The sequence below is a fragment of the Bradyrhizobium sp. Crot121 genome, assembly GCF_059512385.1.
Map to the genome: position 1 here is coordinate 64,347 of NZ_JCAMOR010000012.1, position 23,472 is coordinate 87,818.

The 23,472-nt window shown below is 64.5% G+C and carries 26 protein-coding genes, 1 tRNA gene and 1 pseudogene; 12 read left to right on the top strand and 16 right to left on the bottom strand.

Annotated features, from left to right (window positions below):
• Nucleotides 1-2 precede the first annotated feature (2 nt).
• On the bottom strand, nt 3-1,004 hold the full coding sequence (locus tag AC5ZGW_RS13855) for an ABC transporter substrate-binding protein (RefSeq protein WP_130225202.1): 1,002 nt from the start codon (nt 1,002-1,004) through the stop codon (nt 3-5).
• A gap of 49 nt (nt 1,005-1,053) precedes the next feature.
• Nucleotides 1,054-1,881 carry an ABC transporter ATP-binding protein gene (locus AC5ZGW_RS13860; protein WP_496113923.1) on the bottom strand — a complete coding sequence of 276 codons (828 nt, stop codon included), beginning with the start codon at nt 1,879-1,881 and terminating at the stop codon, nt 1,054-1,056.
• A 101-nt stretch (nt 1,882-1,982) separates the two neighbouring features.
• On the opposite strand from AC5ZGW_RS13860, the gene AC5ZGW_RS13865 reads away from it, so the two are divergent.
• Entirely contained in the window at nt 1,983-2,720 is a 738-nt protein-coding gene (locus tag AC5ZGW_RS13865) for a GntR family transcriptional regulator (RefSeq protein ID WP_130225200.1), read from the top strand.
• A 326-nt stretch (nt 2,721-3,046) separates the two neighbouring features.
• Nucleotides 3,047-3,400: pseudogene (locus AC5ZGW_RS13870) on the top strand (hypothetical protein); the annotation flags it as partial.
• A 232-nt stretch (nt 3,401-3,632) separates the two neighbouring features.
• Here AC5ZGW_RS13870 and AC5ZGW_RS13875 read toward each other — a convergent pair.
• The 5 genes from AC5ZGW_RS13875 to AC5ZGW_RS13895 form a co-directional block, all read right to left on the bottom strand.
• Nucleotides 3,633-3,709, bottom strand: a tRNA-Met gene (locus tag AC5ZGW_RS13875).
• 158 nt (nt 3,710-3,867) lie between these two features.
• A complete protein-coding gene (locus AC5ZGW_RS13880; RefSeq protein ID WP_130225247.1) occupies nt 3,868-4,227 on the bottom strand; it encodes a hypothetical protein in 360 nt (119 codons plus the stop codon).
• A 47-nt stretch (nt 4,228-4,274) separates the two neighbouring features.
• Nucleotides 4,275-4,913 carry a class I SAM-dependent methyltransferase gene (locus tag AC5ZGW_RS13885; RefSeq protein WP_130225199.1) on the bottom strand — a complete coding sequence of 213 codons (639 nt, stop codon included), beginning with the start codon at nt 4,911-4,913 and terminating at the stop codon, nt 4,275-4,277.
• A 19-nt stretch (nt 4,914-4,932) separates the two neighbouring features.
• Nucleotides 4,933-6,111, bottom strand: a complete 1,179-nt coding sequence (mnmA, locus tag AC5ZGW_RS13890; protein WP_130225246.1) for a tRNA 2-thiouridine(34) synthase MnmA — start codon at nt 6,109-6,111, stop codon at nt 4,933-4,935.
• A 166-nt stretch (nt 6,112-6,277) separates the two neighbouring features.
• Nucleotides 6,278-6,496, bottom strand: coding sequence for a hypothetical protein (locus AC5ZGW_RS13895; protein WP_130225198.1), 219 nt, complete (start codon nt 6,494-6,496; stop codon nt 6,278-6,280).
• Here AC5ZGW_RS13895 and AC5ZGW_RS13900 point away from each other — a divergent pair.
• Entirely contained in the window at nt 6,495-8,051 is a 1,557-nt protein-coding gene (locus AC5ZGW_RS13900) for a flagellar hook-length control protein FliK (protein WP_130225197.1), read from the top strand. The two genes, AC5ZGW_RS13895 and AC5ZGW_RS13900, sit on opposite strands and share 2 nt — an antisense overlap.
• A gap of 11 nt (nt 8,052-8,062) precedes the next feature.
• Nucleotides 8,063-8,800, top strand: coding sequence for a flagellar hook assembly protein FlgD (locus AC5ZGW_RS13905; protein WP_130225196.1), 738 nt, complete (start codon nt 8,063-8,065; stop codon nt 8,798-8,800).
• A gap of 99 nt (nt 8,801-8,899) precedes the next feature.
• Here AC5ZGW_RS13905 and AC5ZGW_RS13910 read toward each other — a convergent pair whose 3' ends face one another.
• Entirely contained in the window at nt 8,900-9,385 is a 486-nt protein-coding gene (locus AC5ZGW_RS13910) for an anthrone oxygenase family protein (RefSeq protein WP_207230995.1), read from the bottom strand.
• A 218-nt stretch (nt 9,386-9,603) separates the two neighbouring features.
• On the opposite strand from AC5ZGW_RS13910, the gene sciP reads away from it, so the two are divergent.
• The 6 genes from sciP (at nt 9,604) to flbD (ending at nt 15,202) form a co-directional block, all read left to right on the top strand.
• Entirely contained in the window at nt 9,604-9,879 is a 276-nt protein-coding gene (gene sciP, locus AC5ZGW_RS13915; RefSeq protein WP_002714638.1) for a CtrA inhibitor SciP, read from the top strand.
• A 173-nt stretch (nt 9,880-10,052) separates the two neighbouring features.
• Nucleotides 10,053-11,684, top strand: coding sequence for a flagellar basal-body MS-ring/collar protein FliF (gene fliF / locus AC5ZGW_RS13920; RefSeq protein ID WP_463328005.1), 1,632 nt, complete (start codon nt 10,053-10,055; stop codon nt 11,682-11,684).
• Nucleotide 11,685: 1 nt separating this feature from the next.
• Nucleotides 11,686-12,771: a flagellar motor switch protein FliG gene (gene fliG / locus AC5ZGW_RS13925; RefSeq protein ID WP_028165359.1), complete on the top strand. Its 1,086-nt coding sequence runs from the start codon at nt 11,686-11,688 to the stop codon at nt 12,769-12,771.
• Complete coding sequence (locus AC5ZGW_RS13930; RefSeq protein WP_130226000.1) at nt 12,771-13,394, top strand: FliH/SctL family protein; 624 nt, start codon at nt 12,771-12,773, stop codon at nt 13,392-13,394. Before fliG ends, AC5ZGW_RS13930 begins: the two co-directional genes overlap by 1 nt.
• A 22-nt stretch (nt 13,395-13,416) precedes the next feature.
• On the top strand, nt 13,417-13,767 hold the full coding sequence (fliN, locus tag AC5ZGW_RS13935; RefSeq protein ID WP_028165361.1) for a flagellar motor switch protein FliN: 351 nt from the start codon (nt 13,417-13,419) through the stop codon (nt 13,765-13,767).
• Between the two features lie 49 nt (nt 13,768-13,816).
• Nucleotides 13,817-15,202, top strand: a complete 1,386-nt coding sequence (gene flbD, locus AC5ZGW_RS13940; protein WP_496113924.1) for a sigma-54-dependent transcriptional regulator FlbD — start codon at nt 13,817-13,819, stop codon at nt 15,200-15,202.
• A gap of 101 nt (nt 15,203-15,303) precedes the next feature.
• Here flbD and AC5ZGW_RS13945 read toward each other — a convergent pair whose 3' ends face one another.
• The 8 genes from AC5ZGW_RS13945 to AC5ZGW_RS13980 all read right to left on the bottom strand — a co-directional run bounded on the left by AC5ZGW_RS13945 (nt 15,304) and on the right by AC5ZGW_RS13980 (nt 22,640).
• The gene (locus AC5ZGW_RS13945; protein WP_165435215.1) at nt 15,304-15,468 is read right to left on the bottom strand and encodes a hypothetical protein; all 165 of its coding nucleotides are present in this window, start codon (nt 15,466-15,468) and stop codon (nt 15,304-15,306) included.
• Between the two features lie 232 nt (nt 15,469-15,700).
• Nucleotides 15,701-16,282, bottom strand: coding sequence for a flavin reductase family protein (locus AC5ZGW_RS13950; protein ID WP_130226001.1), 582 nt, complete (start codon nt 16,280-16,282; stop codon nt 15,701-15,703).
• Between the two features lie 7 nt (nt 16,283-16,289).
• On the bottom strand, nt 16,290-17,138 hold the full coding sequence (locus AC5ZGW_RS13955) for an ATP-binding cassette domain-containing protein (RefSeq protein WP_028165365.1): 849 nt from the start codon (nt 17,136-17,138) through the stop codon (nt 16,290-16,292).
• A gap of 15 nt (nt 17,139-17,153) precedes the next feature.
• The gene (locus tag AC5ZGW_RS13960; protein WP_130226002.1) at nt 17,154-17,960 is read right to left on the bottom strand and encodes an ABC transporter permease subunit; all 807 of its coding nucleotides are present in this window, start codon (nt 17,958-17,960) and stop codon (nt 17,154-17,156) included.
• A complete protein-coding gene (gene ssuD / locus AC5ZGW_RS13965; protein ID WP_130226003.1) occupies nt 17,957-19,123 on the bottom strand; it encodes an FMNH2-dependent alkanesulfonate monooxygenase in 1,167 nt (388 codons plus the stop codon). Before ssuD ends, AC5ZGW_RS13960 begins: the two co-directional genes overlap by 4 nt.
• Nucleotides 19,120-20,073 (bottom strand): sulfonate ABC transporter substrate-binding protein, encoded by a 954-nt coding sequence (locus AC5ZGW_RS13970; protein WP_130226004.1) that lies wholly within the window; start codon nt 20,071-20,073, stop codon nt 19,120-19,122. The genes ssuD and AC5ZGW_RS13970 overlap by 4 nt, the downstream gene beginning before the upstream one ends.
• A 24-nt stretch (nt 20,074-20,097) precedes the next feature.
• A complete protein-coding gene (locus tag AC5ZGW_RS13975) occupies nt 20,098-21,048 on the bottom strand; it encodes an aliphatic sulfonate ABC transporter substrate-binding protein (protein ID WP_463328008.1) in 951 nt (316 codons plus the stop codon).
• 377 nt (nt 21,049-21,425) lie between these two features.
• Entirely contained in the window at nt 21,426-22,640 is a 1,215-nt protein-coding gene (locus AC5ZGW_RS13980) for an LLM class flavin-dependent oxidoreductase (RefSeq protein WP_130226005.1), read from the bottom strand.
• 269 nt (nt 22,641-22,909) lie between these two features.
• Between AC5ZGW_RS13980 and napE the strand changes: the two genes are divergently transcribed.
• Both napE and AC5ZGW_RS13990 read left to right on the top strand, forming a co-directional pair.
• The gene (gene napE / locus AC5ZGW_RS13985) at nt 22,910-23,095 is read left to right on the top strand and encodes a periplasmic nitrate reductase, NapE protein (protein WP_028165371.1); all 186 of its coding nucleotides are present in this window, start codon (nt 22,910-22,912) and stop codon (nt 23,093-23,095) included.
• 28 nt (nt 23,096-23,123) lie between these two features.
• The gene (locus AC5ZGW_RS13990) at nt 23,124-23,450 is read left to right on the top strand and encodes a chaperone NapD (protein ID WP_028165372.1); all 327 of its coding nucleotides are present in this window, start codon (nt 23,124-23,126) and stop codon (nt 23,448-23,450) included.
• The last annotated feature ends 22 nt before the right edge of the window (nt 23,451-23,472 follow it).

Here is a 23,472-nt window from a genome sequence, read left to right on the forward strand (position 1 = left end):
CGTCAATTCTGCTCGACCGCGCGCGTCCATGGACCGTCATCGACGAGCTGCTCCACCTTCAGCGGCCGCGCGAGCAGACCTTGATCACGGGAATAGTCCATCAGCCGCTGGATGAAGGCGCGGTCCGACGCGGTCAGCTCGTCAGACCAGCCCAGGCGCTTGCGCGCCTCGGCGACAATCGCCTCCGGCGGGATCGTGCTGCCGTCCCGAGCCGTGACTGCCTCCAGCTTGAATTCGCGGGCGATGATCTGATCAGCCTCCGCGGCATGATCGCGCAGAAAAGCGATTGCCCGGCGATGTGCGCGCAACAATTTCACCAGATCGTCAGGACGATCCTTGAGCGTCTTCGCCGGCGCCATCACGACATACCATGGATATCCTGGAATGGCCGCGTTGACGTCGAACACGAGCCGGCCGCTGCCGCGCAGCAGCGCCTGGCTGACGAACGGCTCCCAGGAAAACACCGCATCCACCGTGCCGGTGTCCAGCGCCACGTTCATGCTGCCGACGGGCAGCTGCGACAGCGCCAGATCGGCCTCGGGATTGAGAGCCGCGGTGTCCTTCAGCACGTAGCCGCGTAGCAGCACATCCATGCCGCTGCCGCGCGCCACGCCAGCGAGTCTGCGGCCACGCAGGTCATCGAGACTGCGGACCGGTCCATCAGCCCGGGCCACAACCGCGGCCTGGCCGTAGTTCACCTTCGCAAGGATGCGGCTGTCGAGGCCACGAGAAAACCACTGATAGACCGGCGGCGCGCCGATATAGCCGACATCGAGCTCGCCGCTGGCCATCGCCTGCTGAATCAACGGGCCGTCGCCAAACGGCTTCAGGTCCACCTTGAGACCTTCCTGGACATAGAATCCCTTCTGATCGGCGATCAGCGCCGGCGCATTGGCCATGGCAGCAACCCATCCGATGCGCAGAGGAGCCGGTTGGCTCTGCGCCGACGACGGCCCGCTCGCCGCGAGCATCGCGACCATCGCACACAACAGAGATCTGATCATTGGACTGACTCTTGTTCGACAAAGGAAGCGGGCGTCGACCGCGCCTGCATCACACCGGCGTCCGCTGCAACAGCGTGTCGCAAAGCTCGGCGAACCCGGGCAGCACGCGGGTGCGGCGGAGGTCGCGCGGCCGCGGCAGATCGATCGTGACCTCGCTGTCCAGGCCATGGGGAGGGAAGCCGAGGACGAGCACACGATCGGCAAGAAAGACCGCCTCCTCCACATCATGGGTGATGAAGAGAATGGTCTGGCCGAGCGTGGACCACAGCCGCAGCAGCTCCGCGTTCATTGCGCTGCGCGTGATCGCGTCCAGCGCGGCGAACGGTTCGTCCATCAGCAGCAGGCTTGGTTCGAGCACGAGCGCGCGTGCGAGGGCGACACGCTGCTGCATGCCGCCCGAGAGCCGATTTGGCAGCTCATCGGCCACATCAGAAAGGCCGACCAGGTCCAGATACTGCAGCGCCTTGCGCCGCTGCTCGTCAGGATCAAGCTGCCCTGCCATGCGCAGGCCGAACCGTACGTTCTCGCGCACGCTCAGCCACGGAAACAGGTTCGGCGCCTGGAACACGTACCCGAGCTCGCTCATCTCGGGCCTGACCGCGCGGCCGTCGATCGTCACCGTGCCGGAATGCGGCGCAAGAAAGCCTGAAAGCAAGTTGAGCAGAGTCGTTTTGCCGCAGCCTGAAGGACCGAGCAGCGCGACGAACTCGCCGGGCCTCGCCTTCAGTGTGACATTCCGGAAGATGTCCCTCCCCGGCCGGTAGCCAAAACCCATGCCATCAACGATGAACGAGGCGCCGCGACGCGTGGTCGGCGCTGCGGCGCGCGCAAACTGAAAAGGCTCGGTGGCGCGGGCGCTGGTGTCGGAAGCAAGCATGTAATACATTATGATACAAGTTGACGCTGCCGCAACCGGCGCGCAGCGGCCGACCGCAAAACGAAAGATCCGCCCCTGCTTCCGGCTGGAATGAGCACAGAATGTCTCTCGTGAGAGAAAACGCGACAGCTCTCTACCAACAGATCGCCGATCGGCTGCGCCAGGAGATCGCGGCCGGCCGGTTCGAACCCTCCGGCCGCCTGCCCTCGGAAGCCGAGATCGGCGCGCGCTTCGACGTCAGCCGGGTCACCGTACGCCTCGCCCTCGACGATCTGGACAAGGACGGCCTGATCGACCGGAGAAAGGGCAAGGGCACTTTCGTCGCCGGCAAACAGGTGCGCCACGAGCTCAACGTCCTGCGCAGCTTCCACGAGACGTTGCGGCGCCAGGGACTGGAAGCCACCATGCGCGTAACGGCCCTGCGCATGGTCGCAACGCCAACCGGCCTGCGTCCCCTGTTCGGCAAGGCACGCCGCGATTGCCTGCTGCTTCAACGGCTGCACCTGATCGACGCGGAGCCGATCGCGTTCGGCCGCAGCTACCTTCCCGTGGACATCGGCAGCCTCACGCCCGCGGAGGTGGAGCAACAGCCGACCTACTCGGTCATCTCGACCCTTGCCGGCGCCCCCGTGATCCAGGCGAAGATGGAGCTCGGCGCACAGATCGCCAGCAAGGAGCTCGCCGGCAGTCTGCACACGACACCGGGCGCAGCTCTGCTGACGATGGAGCGGACCTCGTACTTCAGGGACGGCAAGTGCGCCGAGCACTCGACCTTCTTCATCAAGCCGGAGCGCTACAAGTTCGTGCTGAACGGAATCTTCAGTGAGACGGCATCATGAGGTGCATTGCGAACGGCAATAAAAACTAAAGTTCCGTGGGCGGGGTGGGCGGCCGCCCGGAGACAATCGCCTGCTCCAGCAGATCGAGGCGATCCTGGCCCCAGAACGGTTCGCCGCGATAGAATAGCCCTCAATTCGCGGAGCCTTATCATGTCTTCTCTCAAAGAAGCTGCTCGATTCAGGACCAGCCGCCCTTTCCAGCTCGATCTCGCGGAAGACAACAGCTTGGCCAACACCCTGCGTAGACGCGAGGAGATCTTCAATGGGGATGTGCTGCCCAGCGATGCCGCGCTGGTGGATCCGAGCGACTTCTATGCAACGATTGCTTTCGGGCCATCGCGAAGACCTATTTCGAAAGCGCCGGCAGACAGATCGAACAGCAACAAGCGACGTTCAAGGACATCGCCGCCGCGCAGGCAAAGGCCTGGCGCGAGGCCGTCGACAAGTTCCGTGAAGCCGAGGGCAAGGTTGCCGCAACGCATACCGGGGATTCCGATGCCGCACTCAAGCAGCTGAAGTCCGACGCAACGGAGGTCGAAGCGCGCTTGCAGAAGCTGAAGCAGGCTGGCGGCGAGTCCTGGTCGGTGCTGAGCGCAGCGCTCGCGGAGTCCCGCAAGGCGTTCGATCTGGCCAATCAGGCGGCCTGGAATGCTCTTAGAGGTTCTGGCGCGAAGAGCTGAAGGTTTCTGACAAGCCCCGCCTCAGGCGAGATGCGCTGGGGAAGATTCGCTCAGTTCTCAACGGAGGTCGAGCGCCTGCGGCACAGCGTTTTGACCGCGGAGTTGATCACCTTGGTGAAGCAGGGGAGCGGCAAATCTCTCTGGGAGACAATTCCGGCCCCTGCAATAGCCCGTTACCATCAAGGGCGCGAAATCGTACAAGATCGTAGCTTGGCGGGTAAAATCGCAGGATTGGTAGCGGGGGAGGGACTCGAACCCCCGACCCCAGGATTATGATTCCCGTGCTCTAACCAGCTGAGCTACCCCGCCACGGCGGCGCCGTTGCAGCATGCAGATGCCGCGGCGCGAATGCGCGGCATATAAGGAGTGGGCGGACGGCCTGTCAAGCAAAGCAGGCCGTCGGCCGGCCTTCTGCCAATATGCCTCCTGCCAACAAGCCGCCAGCCAAGGTGCTGCGAAACGGGGGGCTATTTTGGCCGGACGGAGGGATCGCCGCCGGGGCTGCCGGGCGGCGGGATCACCGGAGTATTGCCGCCGTCCGGGGGCGGTGCCCGCATCTCGGGATCTACGCCCGCAGGCGGGCACAGCACGCCATCGGAGCGCGACAGTTTTTCGCCGAGCGGCTCGGATCGCTGCCCGGTGGTGGTATCCGGCTTTGCGTTGGGATTCGCCGGCTGTTGCATCGGCGTGCAATTCTCGCCGCGCTGGGGCTGGGGCGGCGCGGTCTGCGCCGGGGGCGTCGTCGGCGCAGGCGGGGCCTGTGCGACCGCCGCACCCGGCACCGCCATCAGCACACCGAAAAAGACAAGTGACTGGTTCATCCGCATGCGAAGCAAACGGCCGGCGCGCGCGGAGGTTCCGGCCAAAACCGCATTCACGATTTGCGGAAGCGGATCAGCGAAAAATGCCCCATTGGCGGCATCGGGCGCCGCTCGGCAAGGCTGACGCCGCCATGTTTCCTGGCCCAGTTGGCGAGCCGCGCCCATGGAAATTCCGGCCGCCAGCCGAGCCTTCGGGCAAGCGGCGCGAAAGCCAGTTCGAACAGGCGCCGCGGCCCGCTTTCGGCGCCGATGTGATTGACCAGGATCAACTCGCCGCCAGGCTTCAGCACGCGGATGAAATCATCCAGCGTCGCCTCGGGATCCGGAACCGCCGTGATGACATATTGCGCCACCACGGCGTCGAAGAACGAATCCGGGAACGCGAGGTTCTTGGCGTCCATCACCGCCAGCGTCTCGACATTGGTCAGGCCCAGCGCCCGCACGCGCTGCTGCGCCCGCCGCAGCATCGGCTCGGAAATATCGACACCGCAAAGTCTGGTGCTGCGCGAATAATCCGCCAGCGACAGTCCAGTGCCGACGCCGACATCGAGCACGCGACCACCGATCCGGTCGGCTTCGGCGATCGTCGATTGCCGGCCCTGATCGAACACCCTGCCGAACACGAAATCGTAGATCGGCGCCCAGCGCCCATAGGCCTTTTCGACCCCCTCGCGGTCGATATCCGCCGCCATCCCCTGCCCCGAATTTATGTCAGCGCACGGCCTCGGCGAGAGGCCGCACCATCGCAGCCACGTTCCTCGCGGCCGCGCTCTTGATGAATCCGCCGCCGAGCACGCGCGCCTGGCCAGACGGCGCGTCGTAGAACACGCAGGCCTGCCCGGGCGATACGCCCTCTTCGCCGGCGACGAGCTCAACCTCGTAGCCGCGATCGGTCCTACGCAGCCAGGCCGGTTGCGGCGCGCGCGTCGAGCGCACGCGCACGAACAGCTCGATACCCTCGCCGATGACGCGGTCGAGCGCGCCATCGCCGATCCAGTTGACGTCGCGCAAGAGAATGCGATCCATGCGCAGCGCTTCGCGCGGGCCCACCACGACACGGCGGCTCGCCGCATCGAGCCTCACGACATACAGCGGCGCGCCGGTGGCGATCCCCAGCCCCTTGCGCTGGCCCACCGTGAAATGAACGATGCCCTGGTGCTGGCCGATCACCTTGCCGTCGAGATCGACGATGTCGCCGGGTGCGACCGCATTCGGCTTCAGGCGGCTGATGATGTCGGTGTAGCGGCCGGTCGGCACGAAGCAGATGTCCTGGCTGTCCTGCTTGTCGGCGATCTCGAGACCGAAGCGGCGCGCGAGTTCGCGAACCTGCGGCTTGGTCATATCGCCGAGCGGAAAGCGCAAATAGTCGAGCTGCTCGCGCGTGGTCGCGAACAGGAAATAGCTCTGGTCACGATCGGCGTCGGCGGCGCAGACCATCGCCCGCGATCCGTCGGCGAGGGGCCGCGAGGCGACATAGTGCCCGGTCGCGAGCACGGCGGCACCGAGCTCGCGCGCAGTCGCGAGCAGATCGCGGAACTTGATGGCGCGGTTGCACTCGATGCATGGCACCGGCGTCTCGCCGAGCGCGTAGCTGTCGGCGAAATTGTCGATCACCGATTCGCGGAAACGACTCTCATAGTCGAGCACGTAATGCGGAATGCCGATCCGCTCGGCGACATTGCGGGCGTCGTGGATGTCCCGGCCGGCGCAGCAGGCGCCCTTGCGATGGGTCGCGGCGCCGTGGTCGTAAAGCTGCAGCGTGATCCCGACCACATCGTAGCCTTCCGACTTCAAGAGCGCAGCCGTCACCGATGAGTCGACGCCGCCGGACATGGCGACCACGACCCTGGTGTCCTCGGGACGGCCTTCGAGATCGAGACTGTTGCGCATGGAAGAGGTCATCGATTTCTGTCGCGAGCAGCCGTTGCCCCCGCGACCAGCGTTAAAAGCGGACTTTACCCAGAAGGCTTTGGAGCATCGCCGAAAAAGGCCGATTTGCCTCGTCGGGGCGCAGGAAAAGCCACCCTTTAATATAGGCCGTATCGCCGCGAAGCAATCAGCCGTCCTTGGAAGAGATGTAGACGGCAAATCTTGCCGCCGGGCAAAAAGCGAACCGCCGGGCCATTGTTCCAAATCCCGCATCCTTCTCGTAAACCACTGTAATATATGGATATTTTTTCGCAGACTTGCTGGCCCGCTCCTTGCTGATGGGGAACTGAATTCCATCCTGAGGGTCGGTTGTGGTCAAGGTCGCGCAAGAAGCATTGGCAGGCATGTCGTTTCAGGCCAATTCGCCGAGGTCGGCGCGACCGGATTCCGGCCCCGCGCCCGGAAATGACAGTTTTGCCGCACTGGTCGACAGCAACACGGCGGCCCGCAACGAGCGCCCCGACGACAGTTCCCGTGCGCCGCCTGCATCGGCGCGCCGGAACGATGATCCTGCTCCGGCGGCGGACTCGAGGTCGCGCGATGACGGCGCCGGCCCTGACCGCTCTGAGCGGAACGATGTCGGTGCGCGCAACGACGTCGGCTCCAGCACCCGGGCCGACAAAGCCGATCAGCCTGATTCGAAACCCGACACGCCAAAGTCCGATTCGGCAAAGTCGTCGAAGCCGAAGGACGATGTCCCAGCCAAGGACGATGCCAAGAATGGTGACAAGGATGGTGATGAGTCCAAGCAGGACGACGGCACCGCTGCAACCACGGTGATAACAGCGACGGTTTCCGCAGTCGTCGGGAGCCCCGCGAATGCAGCGCCCGCAACACCGCCGGTAGCGGACCCGGCCGCCGCTCCGCTCGCGACGGCAGCCGCGGCCATCGCGGCTGTGGCCTCGGTCGCCGGTACAGCTCCCGCAGCGGCCGACGCGGCCAAGACCGATGCCCAGGCCGAAGCTCAGGCGGACGCCAAAGCCGTAACCGCCGTTTCCGTTGGCGCGGAGGCAGTTGGCGACACCGCGACCGGCATCGCACTGTCTGCAGCCGCCGCCCCCTCGCCGACGCCGCAGGCGAAGGCCACAGCCCAGTCAAAGCCGACGCTGACCGCGAAGGACGCCATCCCCACGTCCGGCGCACAAGACAGCGCGACAGACTCCACGCCGGCCGAAACACCGACTGGCCTTGTCCCGGATATCGCCCCGCCAGAAGCAGCCGCCGGCAAGCAGAAAGCCGAGCACGCCTTTGTTGACGCGGTGAAAGCGGACGCCTCAGGCAATTCCGCGCAGACGCCGTCCGCGCACGCGGCAAGCCATGTGGAGTCGGGCGCAGCGAACACCGCGCAAACGCTGGCCGCCGCATCCGACAACGCTGCGCAGGCGGCCGCCATGATCCAGCCGCAGATGCCATCCACGCCCACAACGCCGGCGGCCAATTCGCAACTGACCGTGACCGCGGCAACAACCCATGGCAATGCGGTGCCGGTCAGCGGCCTCGCACTGGAGATCGCGGCCTCGGCCAAGAGTGGCAAGAGCCGCTTCGAAATCCGGCTCGATCCGCCCGAGCTCGGGCGCATCGATGTTCGCATCCATGTTGACACCCATGGTCAGGTGACGTCGCATCTGACCGTCGAGCGGCCGGAAACGCTGCAGATGTTGCGCCAGGACGCCAACCAACTGCAGCGCGCGCTGGACAATGCCGGCCTCTCAACAGGCAATAGCGGACTGCAGTTCAGCCTGCGCGACCAGTCGTCGTCCGGACAGAACGGCGGCAATCAGCCCAATCCCAATGCACATCGCCTGATCGTCAGCGAAGAAGACAGCGTGCCGGCGACCGTCGCCGGTCGGAGCTATGGCCGCATGCTCGGCGCGAACGGCGGCGTCGATATTAGAGTCTAGAGGAGCGCACCATGGCAACCGACGTATCCATGCCGTCGCCGGTCGTATCGGCACCCGGGACCGGGACGGCCTCGGGCAATAACACCGCGTCGACCCAGACGAAGGGCATTGCCGACAACTTCCAGACCTTCCTGACGCTGCTGACGACGCAACTGCAGAATCAGAACCCGCTCGATCCGCTCGACACCAACCAGTTCACGGCGCAACTCGTGCAGTTCGCCGGCGTCGAGCAGCAGCTCAAGATGAACGACCAGTTGAGCTCGATCGTCGCCCTGGAGAAGAGCGCGCAGTCGACGCAGGCGCTGATCTATGTCGGCAATACCGTCGCGGTCGACGGCAGCAAGGCCAATTTCAACGGCTCGGCGACCTGGAACATCAATTCGCCGAAGGAGAGCAGCGCCACCATCACGATCACCGATTCGACCGGCCAGACCGCCTATTCCGGCAATTTTTCGCTGAAGACGGGCGGCTCCAGTTTCGTCTGGGATGGCAAGGGCAATGACGGCACGCAATGGCCGCCGGGCAGCTACACGCTCACCGCAACCGGCAAGGACGCCTCCGGCAACAACGTCGCGATCTCGACCGAAGTCCAGGGCATTGTCGATTCCGTCGACCTGACCGCCACCCCGCCACTGCTCTCGATCGGTGGCCAGACCTATACAACCGACCAGATCAAGCGGGTGATCCGCCCGAGCACTGGCGGCAAGGATTCTGATGCAGGCTCCGGCGATGGGTCGGGATCGACCTAGAGCTATTCGGTTCTGATGAATCAGAACCGAATAGCTCTAGATTCTTTGTTTGACGCGTTTTCTTCGCGCGAACCGGTACCCACTTCGCTCGAAAATGCTCTAATCCGCCGCGATGGCGGCAATGAAAAGGGCGCAGGCCGCGGTGGAGGCGATCGTCCGCACGTGATTCCAGAAGGTCCATTCCTTGAGATACCGCATCCATAGGGAGGCCGCCTCAGCGCTCGCCGGATCGGCCGCGGCCAGCGCATTGTTGAGCGGCACGTTGAAGATCATCGTCACGACGAACATGCCGACGACGTAGAGCACCCCGCCGGCGAGCATCGCCGCCGCGCCGGGCTCGCCCAGGCGGAAGACCGCAAGGGCGGCGAGGATCGCGCTCACCAGCGTCGTGCCGAGGAAGAGCGGCATGAACGGAGAGCGGACGATGTCGACATTGATGGCATTCATGGCCGCGATGCCGGATGCCCGCTCGATGCGGCCGAGCGCCCTCATCACGAAGGTCGAGAACGCAAAATAGAGCCCGGCAAGCAGGCCACAGCCGATCGCCGCGAACCAGAGCAGGATCGGCACTACAATCTCGCCCACGGGCGACCTCGCTTCCACTGGGTTGTGATTCGGACCCCACCAGGCGCCCGTCGGCTCCGGCCGGGGCCGCTTTCCCACACTGGGACAGGTGCCGGGGCGGAGCCACCCTACCGGCATTTCCAACGATTCGTATTGCAGGATTGCGCTTAGGCAAATTTTAAGCCGACACGCGTAGGTTGGCAGAGTGAGTTCAGTGGTCGAGAGTTTGTGAGTACGCCATGACAGAACCCCATCGCCCGAGGGTGAAATACGTCATCGGGCCCGACGGCAGTCCGCTAACCATTGCCGACTTGCCTGCGCCCGGTACAAAACGGTGGGTCATTCGCCGGAAGGCTGAAGTTGTTGCCGCGGTGCGCGGCGGTCTGCTTTCCCTGGAGGAAGCCTGCAGCCGCTACACGCTGACGGTCGACGAATTCCTTTCTTGGCAATTTTCCATCGATCAGCACGGGCTGGCCGGGCTGCGCACCACCCGGATCCAGCAATATCGACAATAAGCCCTCGAAACCAATCGAATTTGATGAAAACCGGCCTCGCTTTGCGAAGCCGGTTTTTTTCATGTCCTACTTTCTGCCGCGGTTCTTAACCGTCGTTAACCGGATGGAAACCATACCCTAGGCAATAATTGCCCAGTCGGACCCTCCGAGGGCCGAATCCCTGGGGGCGGTTGGTGCAAAGTCTGGTTGCTTTCCTGAAGGGCCTGGGCGCGGCCCGGTTGGCGGCGATGGTGGCGGTCACCGCCGCGCTCATCGGCTTCTTCGCGTTCGTCATCTTGCGCGTCACCACGCCGCAACTGACGACCCTGTTCACCGATTTGAGCGTCGAGGACTCCTCTGCGATCGTCAAGGAGCTCGAGCGGCAGGCGATCCCGTTCGAGCTGCGCAATGACGGCGCCGTCATCATGGTGCCAAAGGACAAGGTCATGCGGCTGCGCATGAAGCTCGCCGAGGGCGGCATGCCCAAGGGCGGCGGCGTCGGCTACGAGATCTTCGACAAGTCGGACGCGCTCGGCACCACGAGCTTCGTCCAGAACATCAACCATTTGCGCGCCCTGGAAGGCGAGCTCGCCCGCACCATCCGCGCTATCGACCGTATCCAGGCCGCGCGCGTGCACCTGGTGCTGCCGGAGCGGCCGCTGTTCTCGCGCGAGACGCCGGAGCCGTCCGCTTCCATCGTGGTGCGGGTGCGCGGCACCCTCGAGCCGCAGCAGATCCGCGCCATCCGCCACGTGGTCGCCTCGGCCGTCAACGGGCTGAAGCCGCAGCGGGTGTCGATCGTCGACGAGGCCGGCCAATTGCTCGCCGACGGTGCCACCAGCGATGCCGACAACGCCGTCGGCGACGAGCGCCGCGCCGCCTTCGAGAAACGGATGCGCAAGCAGGTCGAGGACATCGTGTCCTCCGTGGTCGGCCAGGGTCGCGCCCGCGTCCAGCTCTCGGCCGATTTCGACTACAACAAGATCACCCAGACCTCCGACAAGTTCGACCCCGAAGGGCGCGTGCTGCGCTCGAGCCAGACCCGGGAGGAATCAAGCCTCTCCGCCGACAATAGCGGTCAGGTCACGGTCAACAACGAGCTGCCCGGCAACCAGAATCAGGACAATGCCGCGCGCGCCCGCGACCAGAGCAAGAAGAGCGAGGAGACCAACAATTACGAGATCTCCCGCACCACCAAGACCGAGGTGACCGAAGCCGGCCGCGTCAACCGCATCTCGGTCGCTGTCCTCGTCGACGGCAGCTACGCCAAGACCGAAAAGGGCGAGATGGTCTACCAGGACCGCCCCAAGGAGCAGCTCGAGCGCATCGCCGCCCTGGTGCGCTCGGCGATCGGTTTCGACCAGAAGCGCGGCGATCAGGTCGAGGTCGTCAACTTGCGCTTTGCCGAAGCGCCCTCGGTGGCCCCGCTCAACGAGCCCACCGGCTTCCTCGGCATGCTGCAGTTCACCAAGGACGACGTGATGTATGTGATCGAGCTCGGCGTGATGATGCTGCTCGGCCTGGTCGTGCTGTTCATGGTGATCCGCCCGCTGGTCAAGCGCATCCTGGCCAACGAGGTCGTACCCGGCCGTGCCGAGGCCTCGGTGCCCGCACTGGTCGACACCAGCGCGCAAGCCGGCAGCGAAGGCGGACAGGGCCAGGCGCTCCTGACCGGCGGCGGCGCCGCGCACATGATCGACGTCGCCCAGATCCAGGGCCAGGTCCATGCCCAGGCCGTGAACCGCGTGGGCGAACTCGCCGAACGCAATCCGAACGAAACCGTCTCCATTGTTCGCCAATGGCTGACTGAGCCTGCCGAGACCTGAGATGGCCAGCGTCCCGCAAACCGCAAACGCCAACGATATCACGAGCGTCATCTCGACCCTGTCGAGCCGTCAGGGCGACCGTCCGAAGAGCAAGCCGATCTCCGGCCCGAAGCGCGCGGCGATCCTGATGCTGGCGCTCGGCGAGAAATACGGCGGCAAGGTCTGGTCGCTGCTCGACGATGACGAGGTGCGCGAGCTATCGATGGCAATGTCGACGCTCGGCACCGTGGAAGCCGACGTGGTCGAGGACCTCTTGCTCGAATTCGTCTCGCGGATGTCGGCCTCCGGCGCGCTGATGGGCAATTTCGACGCCACCGAGCGGCTGCTGCAGCAATATCTGCCGGCCGACCGCGTCAGCGGCATCATGGACGAGATCCGCGGACCCGCGGGCCGTAACATGTGGGAGAAGCTCTCCAACGTCCAGGAAGAGGTGCTCGCCAACTACCTCAAGAACGAATATCCGCAGACCATCGCCGTGGTGCTGTCGAAGCTGAAGTCCGAGCACGCCGCGCGCGTGCTGGCGATCCTGCCCGAGGATATCGCTCTCGATGTCGTCGGCCGCATGCTGCGGATGGAGGCTGTGCAGAAGGAAGTAATCGAGCGCGTCGAGCAGACGCTGCGCACCGAATTCATGTCCAACCTGTCGCAGACCCGCCGCCGCGACGCCCATGAGGTGATGGCCGAGATCTTCAACAATTTCGACCGCCAGACCGAAACGCGCTTCATCACCTCGCTGGAAGAGGAAAACCGCGAATCCGCCGAACGCATCAAGGCGCTGATGTTCACCTTCGACGACCTGGTCAAGCTCGATTCAGGCTCGGCCCAGACGTTGATGCGCCATGTCGACAAGGAGAAGCTTGGCATTGCGCTGAAGAGCGCCAATGAGGAGGTCCGCAACTTCTTCCTCGGCAACATGTCCTCGCGCGCCGGCAAGATGCTGATGGATGACATGGCGGCGATGGGACCGGTGCGCCTGCGCGACGTCGACGAGGCGCAGGCGCTGCTCGTCAATCTCGCCAAGGACCTCGCCGCCAAGGGCGAGATCATGCTGACCAAGAACCGCGCCGACGACGAACTGGTGTACTGATGGCCGCGCCCGCAAAATTCCTGTTCGATACCGACTTCTCGGTCCCCGCCAAGTCGCGCGAGCGCGCCGCAACCGCCGCCGAGATCGCCCAGAAGGTCGCGGAAGCCGAAGCGCGCGCCTATCGCAACGGCTACGATGCCGCCCAGCACGAAGCGAAGGTGGAGAGCGACCGCCGCGCCGCGCTCGCGCTGGAAGAGATCGGGCTTGCGATCAAGACCATCGCGTCGCGCTTTTCCGGCATCGAGGCGCGGATGGAGACCGAAGCCGTCGACGTCGCGGTCTCGGTCGCGCGCAAATTGTGCGGCGAAATGATCGCGCGCGAACCGCTTGGCGAGATCACGGCGCTGGTGTCCGACTGCTTCTCGCATCTGGTCTCGACACCTCACATCGTGGTCCGCATCAATGATGCGCTATACGAGGGCGCGCGCGATAAGATCGAGCGGCTGGCCGCGCAGAGCGGCTTTCAGGGTCGCCTCGTGATCCTGGCCGAGCCGACCATTGCGATCGGCGACTGCCGGATCGAATGGGCCGACGGCGGCATCGTGCTGGAACGCGCGACGATCGACGCCAAGATCAACGAACTTGTCGGACGCTACATGGCGTCCCGTGACCAACGGCCATGAGGATTGAGCCAAAGGATCGACGATGAGTGACACCGACACACATGTCCCGCTCCCCGACCTCAACTCGGCGGACGCGCCAAGGGACGACGATGTGGGCTATAACGAGGACGAACATGCTTCGCGCATCGCCTCCGACTTGGAAGCCGTCTTCGACGTGCCGGTGCAGGTCTCGGCCGTGCTCGGCCGCTCCAAGATGGATGTCGGCCAGCTCCTGAAGCTCGGCCCCGGCACCGTGCTCGAGCTCGACCGCCGGGTCGGCGAGGCCATCGATATCTATGTCAACAACCGCCTGGTGGCGCGCGGCGAAGTGGTGCTGGTCGAGGACAAGCTCGGCGTGACCATGACCGAAATCATCAAGGCAGAGCGTAGCTAGCCTTTAACCGATAGACGCGCGACGGACGCGCGGGAGACAGGAGACACTCATGCGGCTTCTCATCGTCGGCACCCTCAAGGGCCAGCTCACGACCGCCACCAAGATCGCGATGGACAACGGCGCCTCCGTGACGCACGCGGAAGGCAACGAGCAGGCGATGGCGGTGCTCCGCGGCGGCAAGGGCGCCGACCTGCTGCTGGTCGATGTCGGCCTCGACATTCGCGACCTCGTGATGCGCCTGGAAGCCGAGCACATCCACGTGCCGATCGTCGCCTGCGGTATCTCCAATGACGCCCGCGCCGCGGTGGCGGCGATCCGCGCCGGCGCCAAGGAATACATCCCGCTGCCCCCGGAGCCGGAATTGATCGCCGCCGTACTCGCCGCGGTCGCAAATGATTCCCGCGACCTCGTCTACCGCGACGAAGCCATGGGCCGTGTGATCAAGCTGGCGCAGCAGATCGCGGGCTCGGACGCCTCCGTGATGATCACCGGCGAATCCGGGACCGGCAAGGAAGTGCTGGCGCGCTACGTCCATTCCCGCTCGGCGCGCGCCAAACGGCCGTTCATCTCGATCAATTGCGCCGCGATCCCCGAGCATCTGTTGGAATCCGAATTGTTCGGCCACGAGAAGGGCGCGTTCACCGGCGCGATCGCTCGCCGTATCGGCAAGTTCGAGGAAGCCACCGGCGGCACGCTGTTGCTCGATGAAATCTCGGAAATGGACGTGCGGCTGCAATCGAAATTGCTGCGCGCGATCCAGGAGCGCGTGATCGACCGCGTCGGCGGCGCCAAGCCGGTGCCTGTCGACATCCGCATCATCGCGACCTCGAACCGCAATCTCGCAGACGCGGTGCGCGCCGGCACCTTCCGCGAGGACCTCTTGTTCCGCCTCAATGTCGTCAACCTGAAGATCCCGCCGCTGCGCGACCGGCCGGCCGACATCCTGGAGTTGGCGCAGCATTTCGCGAAGAAATACGCCGAGGCCAATGGCGTGTCGGCGCGGCCGCTGTCATCCGAGGCACGGCTGGTGCTGACCACGAACCGCTGGCCGGGCAACGTCCGCGAGCTTGAAAACACCATCCACCGCTCCGTGCTGATGGCGCAGGGCGACGAGATCGGCCCCGACGCCATCGTGACTCCGGACGGCGACCGCCTCGACCTCGCCAAGACCGCGCCGGCGGTCGCTCACGCCACCCTCGCCGCCGAGCAGGTGACGCGCGCGCTGGTCGGCCGTACCGTTGCCGACGTCGAGCGCGATCTGATCCTGGAGACGCTGAAGCACTGCCTCGGCAACCGCACCCATGCCGCCAACATCCTCGGCATTTCGATCCGCACGCTGCGCAACAAGCTGAACGAATATGCCGATGGCGGCCTGCCGATCCCGCCCGCGGGATCGGGCACGGCGGACTATCAGCGCCTGGCGACGGCCGGGTAATCGCCACCACCGCCATTGCGAACGCAGCGAAGCAATCCATAGCGCCGCACGCGGAGGCATGGATTGCTTCGTCGCTTCGCTCCTCGCAATGACGCATGGAGCTACGAATAACTCGGCGCGTCCGGCTTGCGGAAGATGTGAATGGGATCACCGGGCGTAAAGTCGCGCCCAGTGAAGGCGACATAGGCATAGAGCGCGAGATAGGCGATCGCGAGCGCACCGATGCCGTAGAAGACCCAGGTTGCAAGACGTTTCATCGAGCCCATGACGCGCTTCGTTCCCTTCCGGCGATAGAAGACTGATGCCTTCTATTGCGCGAGGAGGCAAAACGCCACGGCTGGCGTGTCCGTTCCCAAAAGCGATGACGGCCGTTCTTCCTCGCCCCGTTCTTATGGGAGAGGGTTGGGGTGAGGGGCTGTCTCCGCGAATACGATAGCAGTTGCGCTCGCGGAGGCTCCCCTCACCCGGAATTCCGCTTCAAAGAGAAGTCATCGACCCTTAACGCAGATGCACACCGCGTGTGGGTACGCTGACGTCGGCCAGCTTGGCGGCATCCTCGTCCTGGTCGACGGCGACATAGCGCCCCTGCCAATAGGCGAGCGCTCCCGTGCGCGAGGAGACCTGCAGGTCGAGCACGCGCCCGATGACGATTGCGTGCGAATGACGCTCCACGACATCCTCGACCTCGCAATCGATCGCCGCCAGCGCGCCGACCAGAAGCGGCACGCCGGAGGCGCGCGTCGTCCATTCGGCGCCGGCAAAGCGCTCGGCGCCTTTCAGCCCGCCCTTGCCGGTGAAGCGCTCGGCGATCTCGACCTGGTCCGAACTCAGGATGTTCACGCCGAAAACGCCGTGACGCTTGACCAGCGGCCAGGACGACGCGGCGCGATTGAGACTCACGATCAGCGAGGCCGGCTCGACCGACAACGAGGAGACGGAAGTCACCGTCATCCCGGAGATGTCCTTGCCGCGCCCCGCCGTGATGACGTTGACCCCGCCGGTCAGATGGCGCATGGCGCCGCGAAACTCGTCGGAGGTGACCACGGGATCGATCGCGATGTTGCGGACGGCGGAGTTCATGTGGGCCTCACAGATCGTCGGAAGTGTCTTCGGTGCCTTCCAGGAGATTCTTCAGGATCGCGCCCTCGAGCGCCGCGAGTTCGGCGGAGCCGCGCTCGCGCGGGCGCGCGATGTCGACATTGAAATCGTGTGCGATGCGGCCATTTTCAATGACCAGCACCCGGTCGGCCAGCGCCACCGCTTCCGAGACATCATGCGTCACCAGGATCGCGGTGAAGCCCTGATCGCGCCAGACTCGCTCGAGCAGCCGCTGCATCGAGATCCGGGTCAGCGCATCCAGCGCGCCGAGCGGCTCGTCGAAGGCCAGCACCCGGGGCTGGCTAACCAGCGCGCGGGCCAACGCGACGCGCTGCTTCTGGCCGCCCGAGAGCACCGAAGGCCATTGCCCGCGCTTGTCGCCGAGGCCGACCTCGACCAGTGCCTTCTCGGCGCGCGCCTGCGCATCGGCGGACGATCGCTCGCGCCCGAGGCCGACTTCGACATTCGACAGCACGCGCGCCCATGGCAGGAGCCGCGGCTCCTGGAACATGACGCGGATATCCTCGGCGCGCGCCTGCTCGCCGAAACCGATGCTGCCGGCGGTCGGCTTCTCCAGCCCCGCGATCAGCCGCAGCAATGTGCTCTTGCCGCAGCCACTGCGGCCCACGATCGCGACCGACTGGCCGGCCGGAATGTGCAGGTCGATGCCGCGCAGCACCTCATTGTCGCCGAAGGATTTGCGCAAGCCGCGGATGGTCAGCGACAGCCCGCGCGACGGCATGTCGGGGCTGCGGCGGAACTGACGCGCCTCCTCGGCAAAATCCTCGCGCGCGACAGCCTCGGCCTCGAGCGGACGAAAACGAAGGACTTCCTGCATTTCTTCCTCAGTTCCTTAGTGTTTCTGGAAGGCCGGATGCCAGGACAGCGTCAGCCGCTCCAGCGCGCGCGAGGCGCTGTCGGCGAGCTTGCCGAGCAGGGCGTAGATCAGGATCGAGAGCACGACGACGTCGATCAGCATGAATTCGCGCGCCTGCATCGCCATGTAGCCGAGCCCCGAGGAGGCCGCGATTGTCTCGGCCACGATCAAGGTCAGCCACATGATGCCGAGGGCAAAACGCAGGCCGACGAAAATCGAGGGCAGCGCGCCGGGGAAGATCACGCGGCGGAACAATTCGCCGTCGGTCATGCCATAGATGCGGCCCATCTCGATCAGTTGCGGATCGACGGTGCGGATGCCGTGCAGCGTATTGAGATAGATCGGGAAGAACACGCCGAGCGCCACCAGGAACAGTTTTGCCGACTCGTCGATCCCGAACCATAGGATGACCAGCGGGATCAGCGCCAGATGCGGGATATTGCGCACCATCTGCAGCGTGGTGTCGGTCAGTTTCGCCGAGAGTTGCGACAGGCCGTTGGCGAGGCCGAATGCGAAGCCGATGCCGCCGCCGATCAAAAAGCCGATGCTCGCGCGCCAGAAGCTGACCCAGATGTTGCGGACCAGTTCGCCTGACAACAGCAGTTTCCATCCCGCCAGCGCAACGTCGGTCGGTGCCGGCAGCACCCGCGCGGGCACAAACCCGGTGACGCAGGCAAGCTGCCAGATGACGATAATGGCAAGCGGCACGATCCAGGGGATCAGGCCGTCAGCCCGCGGCAATTTGGGCGCGCGGACGCGCGGGAGGCTGTCGATGAGGCTCATGATTCCGATACCTGCTTTTGCGGCCGATATTCGTTGCCGATGGTCTCGCCGAACGGTCCGGTGTTAACGCGGATCGGCGTCACGTTGCCGCCATGCTCAAGCGACAGCAGCGGGAACACCAGTTCGGCGAAGCGGTAGGCTTCTTCGAGATGCGGGTAGCCCGACATGATGAAGGTATCGATGCCGAGGTCCTGATACTCCTTGATCCGCGCCGCCACCGTTTGGGCATCGCCGACCAGCGCGGTGCCGGCGCCACCGCGCACGAGGCCAACGCCCGCCCACAGGTTGGGGCTGATCTCGAGCTTGTCGCGGCGACCGCCATGCAGCTCTGCCATGCGCTGTTGACCGACCGAGTCCATGCGCGAGAAGATCTTTTGCGCCGCGGCCACCGTGTCGTCGGTGACGTATTGGATCAATTCGTCGGCGGCCTTCCAGGCTTCCGCATTGGTCTCGCGCACGATCACGTGCAAGCGAATGCCGAAGGAGATCTTGCGGCCGCGCTTGTCGGCAACCGCCTTCACACGCGCAATCTTGTCGGCCACCTGCGCCGGCGGCTCGCCCCAGGTCAGATACTTGTCGACGGTATCGACGGCAACATCGATGCCGGCATCCGAAGAGCCGCCGAAATAGAGCGGCGGCCGCGGCGACTGCATCGGCTTGAACAAGAGCCGGCCGTCCTCGATGCGGATGTGCTTGCCCTCGACATTGACGGTCTTGCCAGCGAGCAGGTCGTTATAGACGTTGAGAAACTCGCGCGTCACCTCGTAGCGCTCGTCATGCGCCAGGAAGATGCCGTCGCCCTTGTTCTCGACGGGGTCGCCGCCGGTGACGACGTTGATCAGGAGCCGACCGTTCGACAGCCGGTCCAACGTCGCGGTCATGCGTGCAGCGACGGCTGGCGACTGCAGGCCGGGCCGCACCGCCACCAGATAGCGCAGCCGCTCCGTCTGAGGCGCGACCGCGGAAGCGACCACCCAGGAGTCCTCGCAGCTTCGTCCCGTCGGCAGCAGCACGCCGTAATAGCCGAGTTGGTCGGCCGCCTGCGCGATCTGGCGCAGATAGTTGAAGTTCACCTCGCGTCCGCCGATGGAGGTGCCGAGATAACGGCCATCGCCATGGGTCGGCAGGAACCAGAGGATATTGGCGTTGGGTTGCTGAGTCACGATCCGGACCTCCGCGCGACGTCTGAAATCTTGATGGCTTTCGGCAACAGGCCGAGGGCAAAGAACGTGTCCGCCACCTGCTGCTGGTCGGCGATCACGGAATCGGTGAGCGGCTTGATGCCGTAGGATTGGCGCTTCAACGCCACCTCGACCACCGGGACCGAAAGGCCGATCGACGGCGCGAGTTGCTCGGCGACCGCGTGGATGTCGCCCTTGGCCCAGTCATCGACCTCGCTCAGTTGCGCGAGCACGAGATCGACGATCTTCGCATCGCTCTCCAGGAACTTCTTCGAGGAGAAATAGAACTGGTAGTTCGAGACAACGCCGGTGCCGTCGGCGAGCGTGCGCGCGCCGGTCGCAGCTTCCGCCGCGGCCTGGAACGGATCCCAGATCACCCAGGCATCGACCGAGCCGCGCTCGAAGGCGGCGCGCGCATCGGCGGGCGCGAGAAACACCGGCTCAATCTCGGAATATTTGACGCCGGCTTTCTCCAGGGCCTTTACCAGGAGATAATGGACGTTGGAGCCCTTGTTCAGCGCGACCTTCTTGCCCTTGAGATCGGCAACCGACTTCAGCGGGCTGTCCTTCGGCACCAGGATCGCTTCGCCTTTCGGCGCCGGCGGCTCATAGGCGACATATTGGATGGGCGCGCCAGCGGCCTGCGCGAAGATCGGCGGCGCTTCACCGGTGTTGCCGAAATCGATCGCGCCGACATTGAGCGCCTCGAGCAGCGGCGGTCCGGACGGGAACTCGGTCCACACCACCTTGTAGCCGACCGCCTTCAGCTTCTCCTCGAGCGTGCCCTTGCTCTTGAGCAGAACCAGCTTGCCGTATTTCTGGAAGCCGACGCGGACGGTTTTCTCCTGCCCGTAGGACGCGCTGACGGCGGCAGCGACAATGCTGACTGAAACCACCGCGCTGGTGATCCAGCGTTGAATAATACGTCGCATGATGACCTCTGCGTGGAAATGAACTCAGCTCTGGGGGTTGCGCCAGACGATGTCGCGGATCGCGATCTGTTTCGGGATCAGGCCGAGCTTGAAGAAGCGGTCGGCAACGCCCTGCTGGGTCGCGACGATGTCGTCGGTGACCGGTCCGATCTTGAACGCGGCGCGATTGGCAGCGACGGCCTGGATGTCGAGCGGAACGCCGGTCACAGTGCTGAGCGACTTGGCCACTTCGTCGCGGTGCGCCTCCGCCCACGTCGCGGTCGACGCGATGACGTCGTTGATCTGCTGCAGGATCGGTCCGTGGTTTTTCGAAAAGTCGCGGTTGGCGATGAAGAACGAGTTGGTCTTGGTGATCTCGTAAGAGTTGATCAGGATGCGGCCGTTCTGCTTGGTCTCGCCGATCGCGAAATAGGGATCCCAGACCGCCCAGGCATCGATGCTGCCATTGGCGAATGCCGGGCCCGCATCCGGGGGCGTCAGGTAGACCGGGGTGATGTCGCTATAGGTGAGCCCGGCCTTTTCCAGCGTCTGCACCACGATATTGTGCGCGCTGGAACCCTTGGTGAAGCCGATGCGCTTGCCCTTGAGATCGGCAATCGTGCGGATGGCCGAGTTCTGAGGCACCAATATCCCTTGGCCGTTGGTGATCGGCTGGCCGGCGGCATAAACGATCGCCGCGCCGGCAGCTTGCGCAAATACCGGTGGCGAGTCGCCGACCGCACCGTAGTCGATGCTACCGACATTCATCGCTTCCATCATCGGCGGGCCCGAGGAAAACTCGACCCATTTCACCTCGATGCCGGCCGACTTGAAATGATTTTCCAAGGTTGCGCGCTGCCGCGCGATAACCAGCACGCCGGTTTTCTGGTAGCCGACACGAATTTCCTTTAGCGCCGCCTCGGCCTGCGCGCGCAAGGGCAAAGCAGCGACGGCGGCAGAGCCGAGCGACAGTGTTAGGAACTCGCGACGCTTCACTACCAAATTCTCCTGACGATCGAGCGCGTTATCCGCGCGCCATCATGCGGCGTCAGGGAATGATGGGGGGCACGAATGAGGCTGTCGAGGACCCCGAAAAAATAGCGATGCCCGCACTGCCATCGGGCACCGGACGCGCGGTTTCTTTCAAGCCGCGGATTGTGCGTAGCGAAATATTTCCTTCACGAAATCGGGATGCGGACAGCTCTCCGCTGGCATCGTCCGCGAAAGCAGACGATCCAGTAACCACCGGCGCCAGAGCGTGAGCCGAAATGCCGCGGCGCACTGGATGCCCGCCGGAGCCTGTCATCGGGCGGCGCTTCGCGCCGATCCGTTGGCGGGCATGACGGTGGAGTGTGGCGCTGCCTTCAAATTTGTCAGCCGCTCGCTGCTGCCTTCTCCGCTTGCGAGCCAGGGTTGATCGACAGTTTGCCGTAGCGATCCTTGAACGCTTCGGTGTCGATCTCCTCGAGCTTGATCTCGCCGCTCATCACGCCCTGCTTCCATGCATCGTGCTCGGGATCGTGCTGGAACTCCGGCATCACTTCCCGGGCGAACAATTCGAGCGACTCGCAGATATGGTCGTGCGTGTTCTTGCCGGCTTGATTGAGCAGGATCACCTGGTCGATGTGCGAGGTGCGGAAGCGGCGCAGCTTCCTGCGGATGGTTTCAGGCGATCCGATCAGACCGCCGCGCAATGCGGCTTCCTGCGCTTCCGGATTGTCGCGCTTCCATTTGTTGTACTCGTCCCACATGTTGACGGTGCCCGGCGCCGGCCGCTGCCGGTTCTGCGACGCGCCATAATAGCGCAGCGCGAACTGGAAGAAGGTGGCGCCGTCGGCGCGGGCGCGCGCTTCTTCATCCGTCTTGGCGCACATGAAGAACGACACCAGCGCCATGTTGGGATTGATCTGGTAGTCGGCGAGCTTCTTCAGCCGCTTGGTGATCGCGTTGTAATAGGCATGCACCCAGGCATGCGCCGCGTCCGCGCTGACGAACTGAAAGCCGAGCGCGCCGAAGCCGTGCTGCCCGGCGCGCTCGATGGTCGGCAATTGCGAACACGCCATCCAGAGCGGCGGATGCGGCTTCTGCACCGGCTTCGGCACCACGTTGCGCAAGGGGATATCGAAATATTTGCCGTGATGCTCGGTGCCGATCTTGGTGAACATCGGGAAGATCGCCGCGACCGCCTCTTCGAACACTTCCCGCTTGGTCTCCATGTCGCGGCCGAACGGCGTCAATTCGGTGATCGAGGCGCTCTCGCCCATCCCGAACTCGCAGCGCCCGTTACTGAGGAGATCGAGGACTGCGACCCGCTCGGCGACACGCGCGGGATGGTTGGTCGTGAGCTGCAAGATGCCATGCCCGAGCCGGATGTTGCGGGTGCGCTGGCTTGCCGCACCCAGGAACGATTCCGGCGCCGGCGAGTGCGAGTATTCCTCGAGGAAATGATGTTCCACGACCCAGGCATAGTCGTAGCCGAGCCGGTCGGCGGTCTCGAGCTGCGTCAATGCGTCCTGATAAAGCTTGAGCTCGTCGCCCTCGTTCCACGGACGCGGCAGTTGCAGCTCGTAGAAGATGCCGAATTTCATGGCGTCGCTCCCGTACGTCTTGTTTGTTTGCTGCAGTGTATTGCCGGGGCGCGCGAAGTCCAGCCTTTGCCAATTCCGGATGGCGGAAGACGCGCGCCGCAACCAAACAGTAACCTTGCGGGTAGCGGCGCCGCCGAATCCGCTTCGAGCTAGTATAGTTTTGGCGCGCATTGATTTAGATCAGTGCTAAAGTATCCCAGCGACGTTACTTTTTTTCGGAAGGCAACGAGGCCTTCCCCCACACAATCCAAATCGAATCGAGACGACGTATGTCGGCAACCAGCGACGATGCGAGCGCGAGGCCGCGCCGTAGGCGCATGGAGATCTTCGCATTTCTTTTTCTCACGGCAGTTGTGATGCCCGCTTTGGCCGTGGCCACGGTGGGCAGCTACGGACTTGCTGTGTGGATCTATCAGATGATCGCGGGCCCGCCGGGCCCTCCCCCGCCACATTGAGCAGCCGATTTCTCAAGGAACACCCGACATGATCAGAGCTCAGACCACCATCGACCGCCGAGCGCTCATCACGGGGCGCGTCCTGCAGGCCGAGCCTGTCGTGCCGCCGCCCGGCGGCGAGATCGCCAGCATCCTCGTGCAAACCCGGCCTGAGCGGCTCGATGCCACCGAAGCTGCGATCACGGCACTGCGCGGCTGCGAGATTTACGGCCGCGATGAGAAGGGAAAGCTCGTGGTCGTCGTGGATGCGCCCGACGCAAGCTCGCTCGGCGCGACCCTCAACACGATTTCCGCGCTGCCCAACGTCTATTCCGCCTCGCTCGTGTTCCACGCCGTCGACGCCGATAACGTGTGATGACACGTGATCGGCCGCCCCT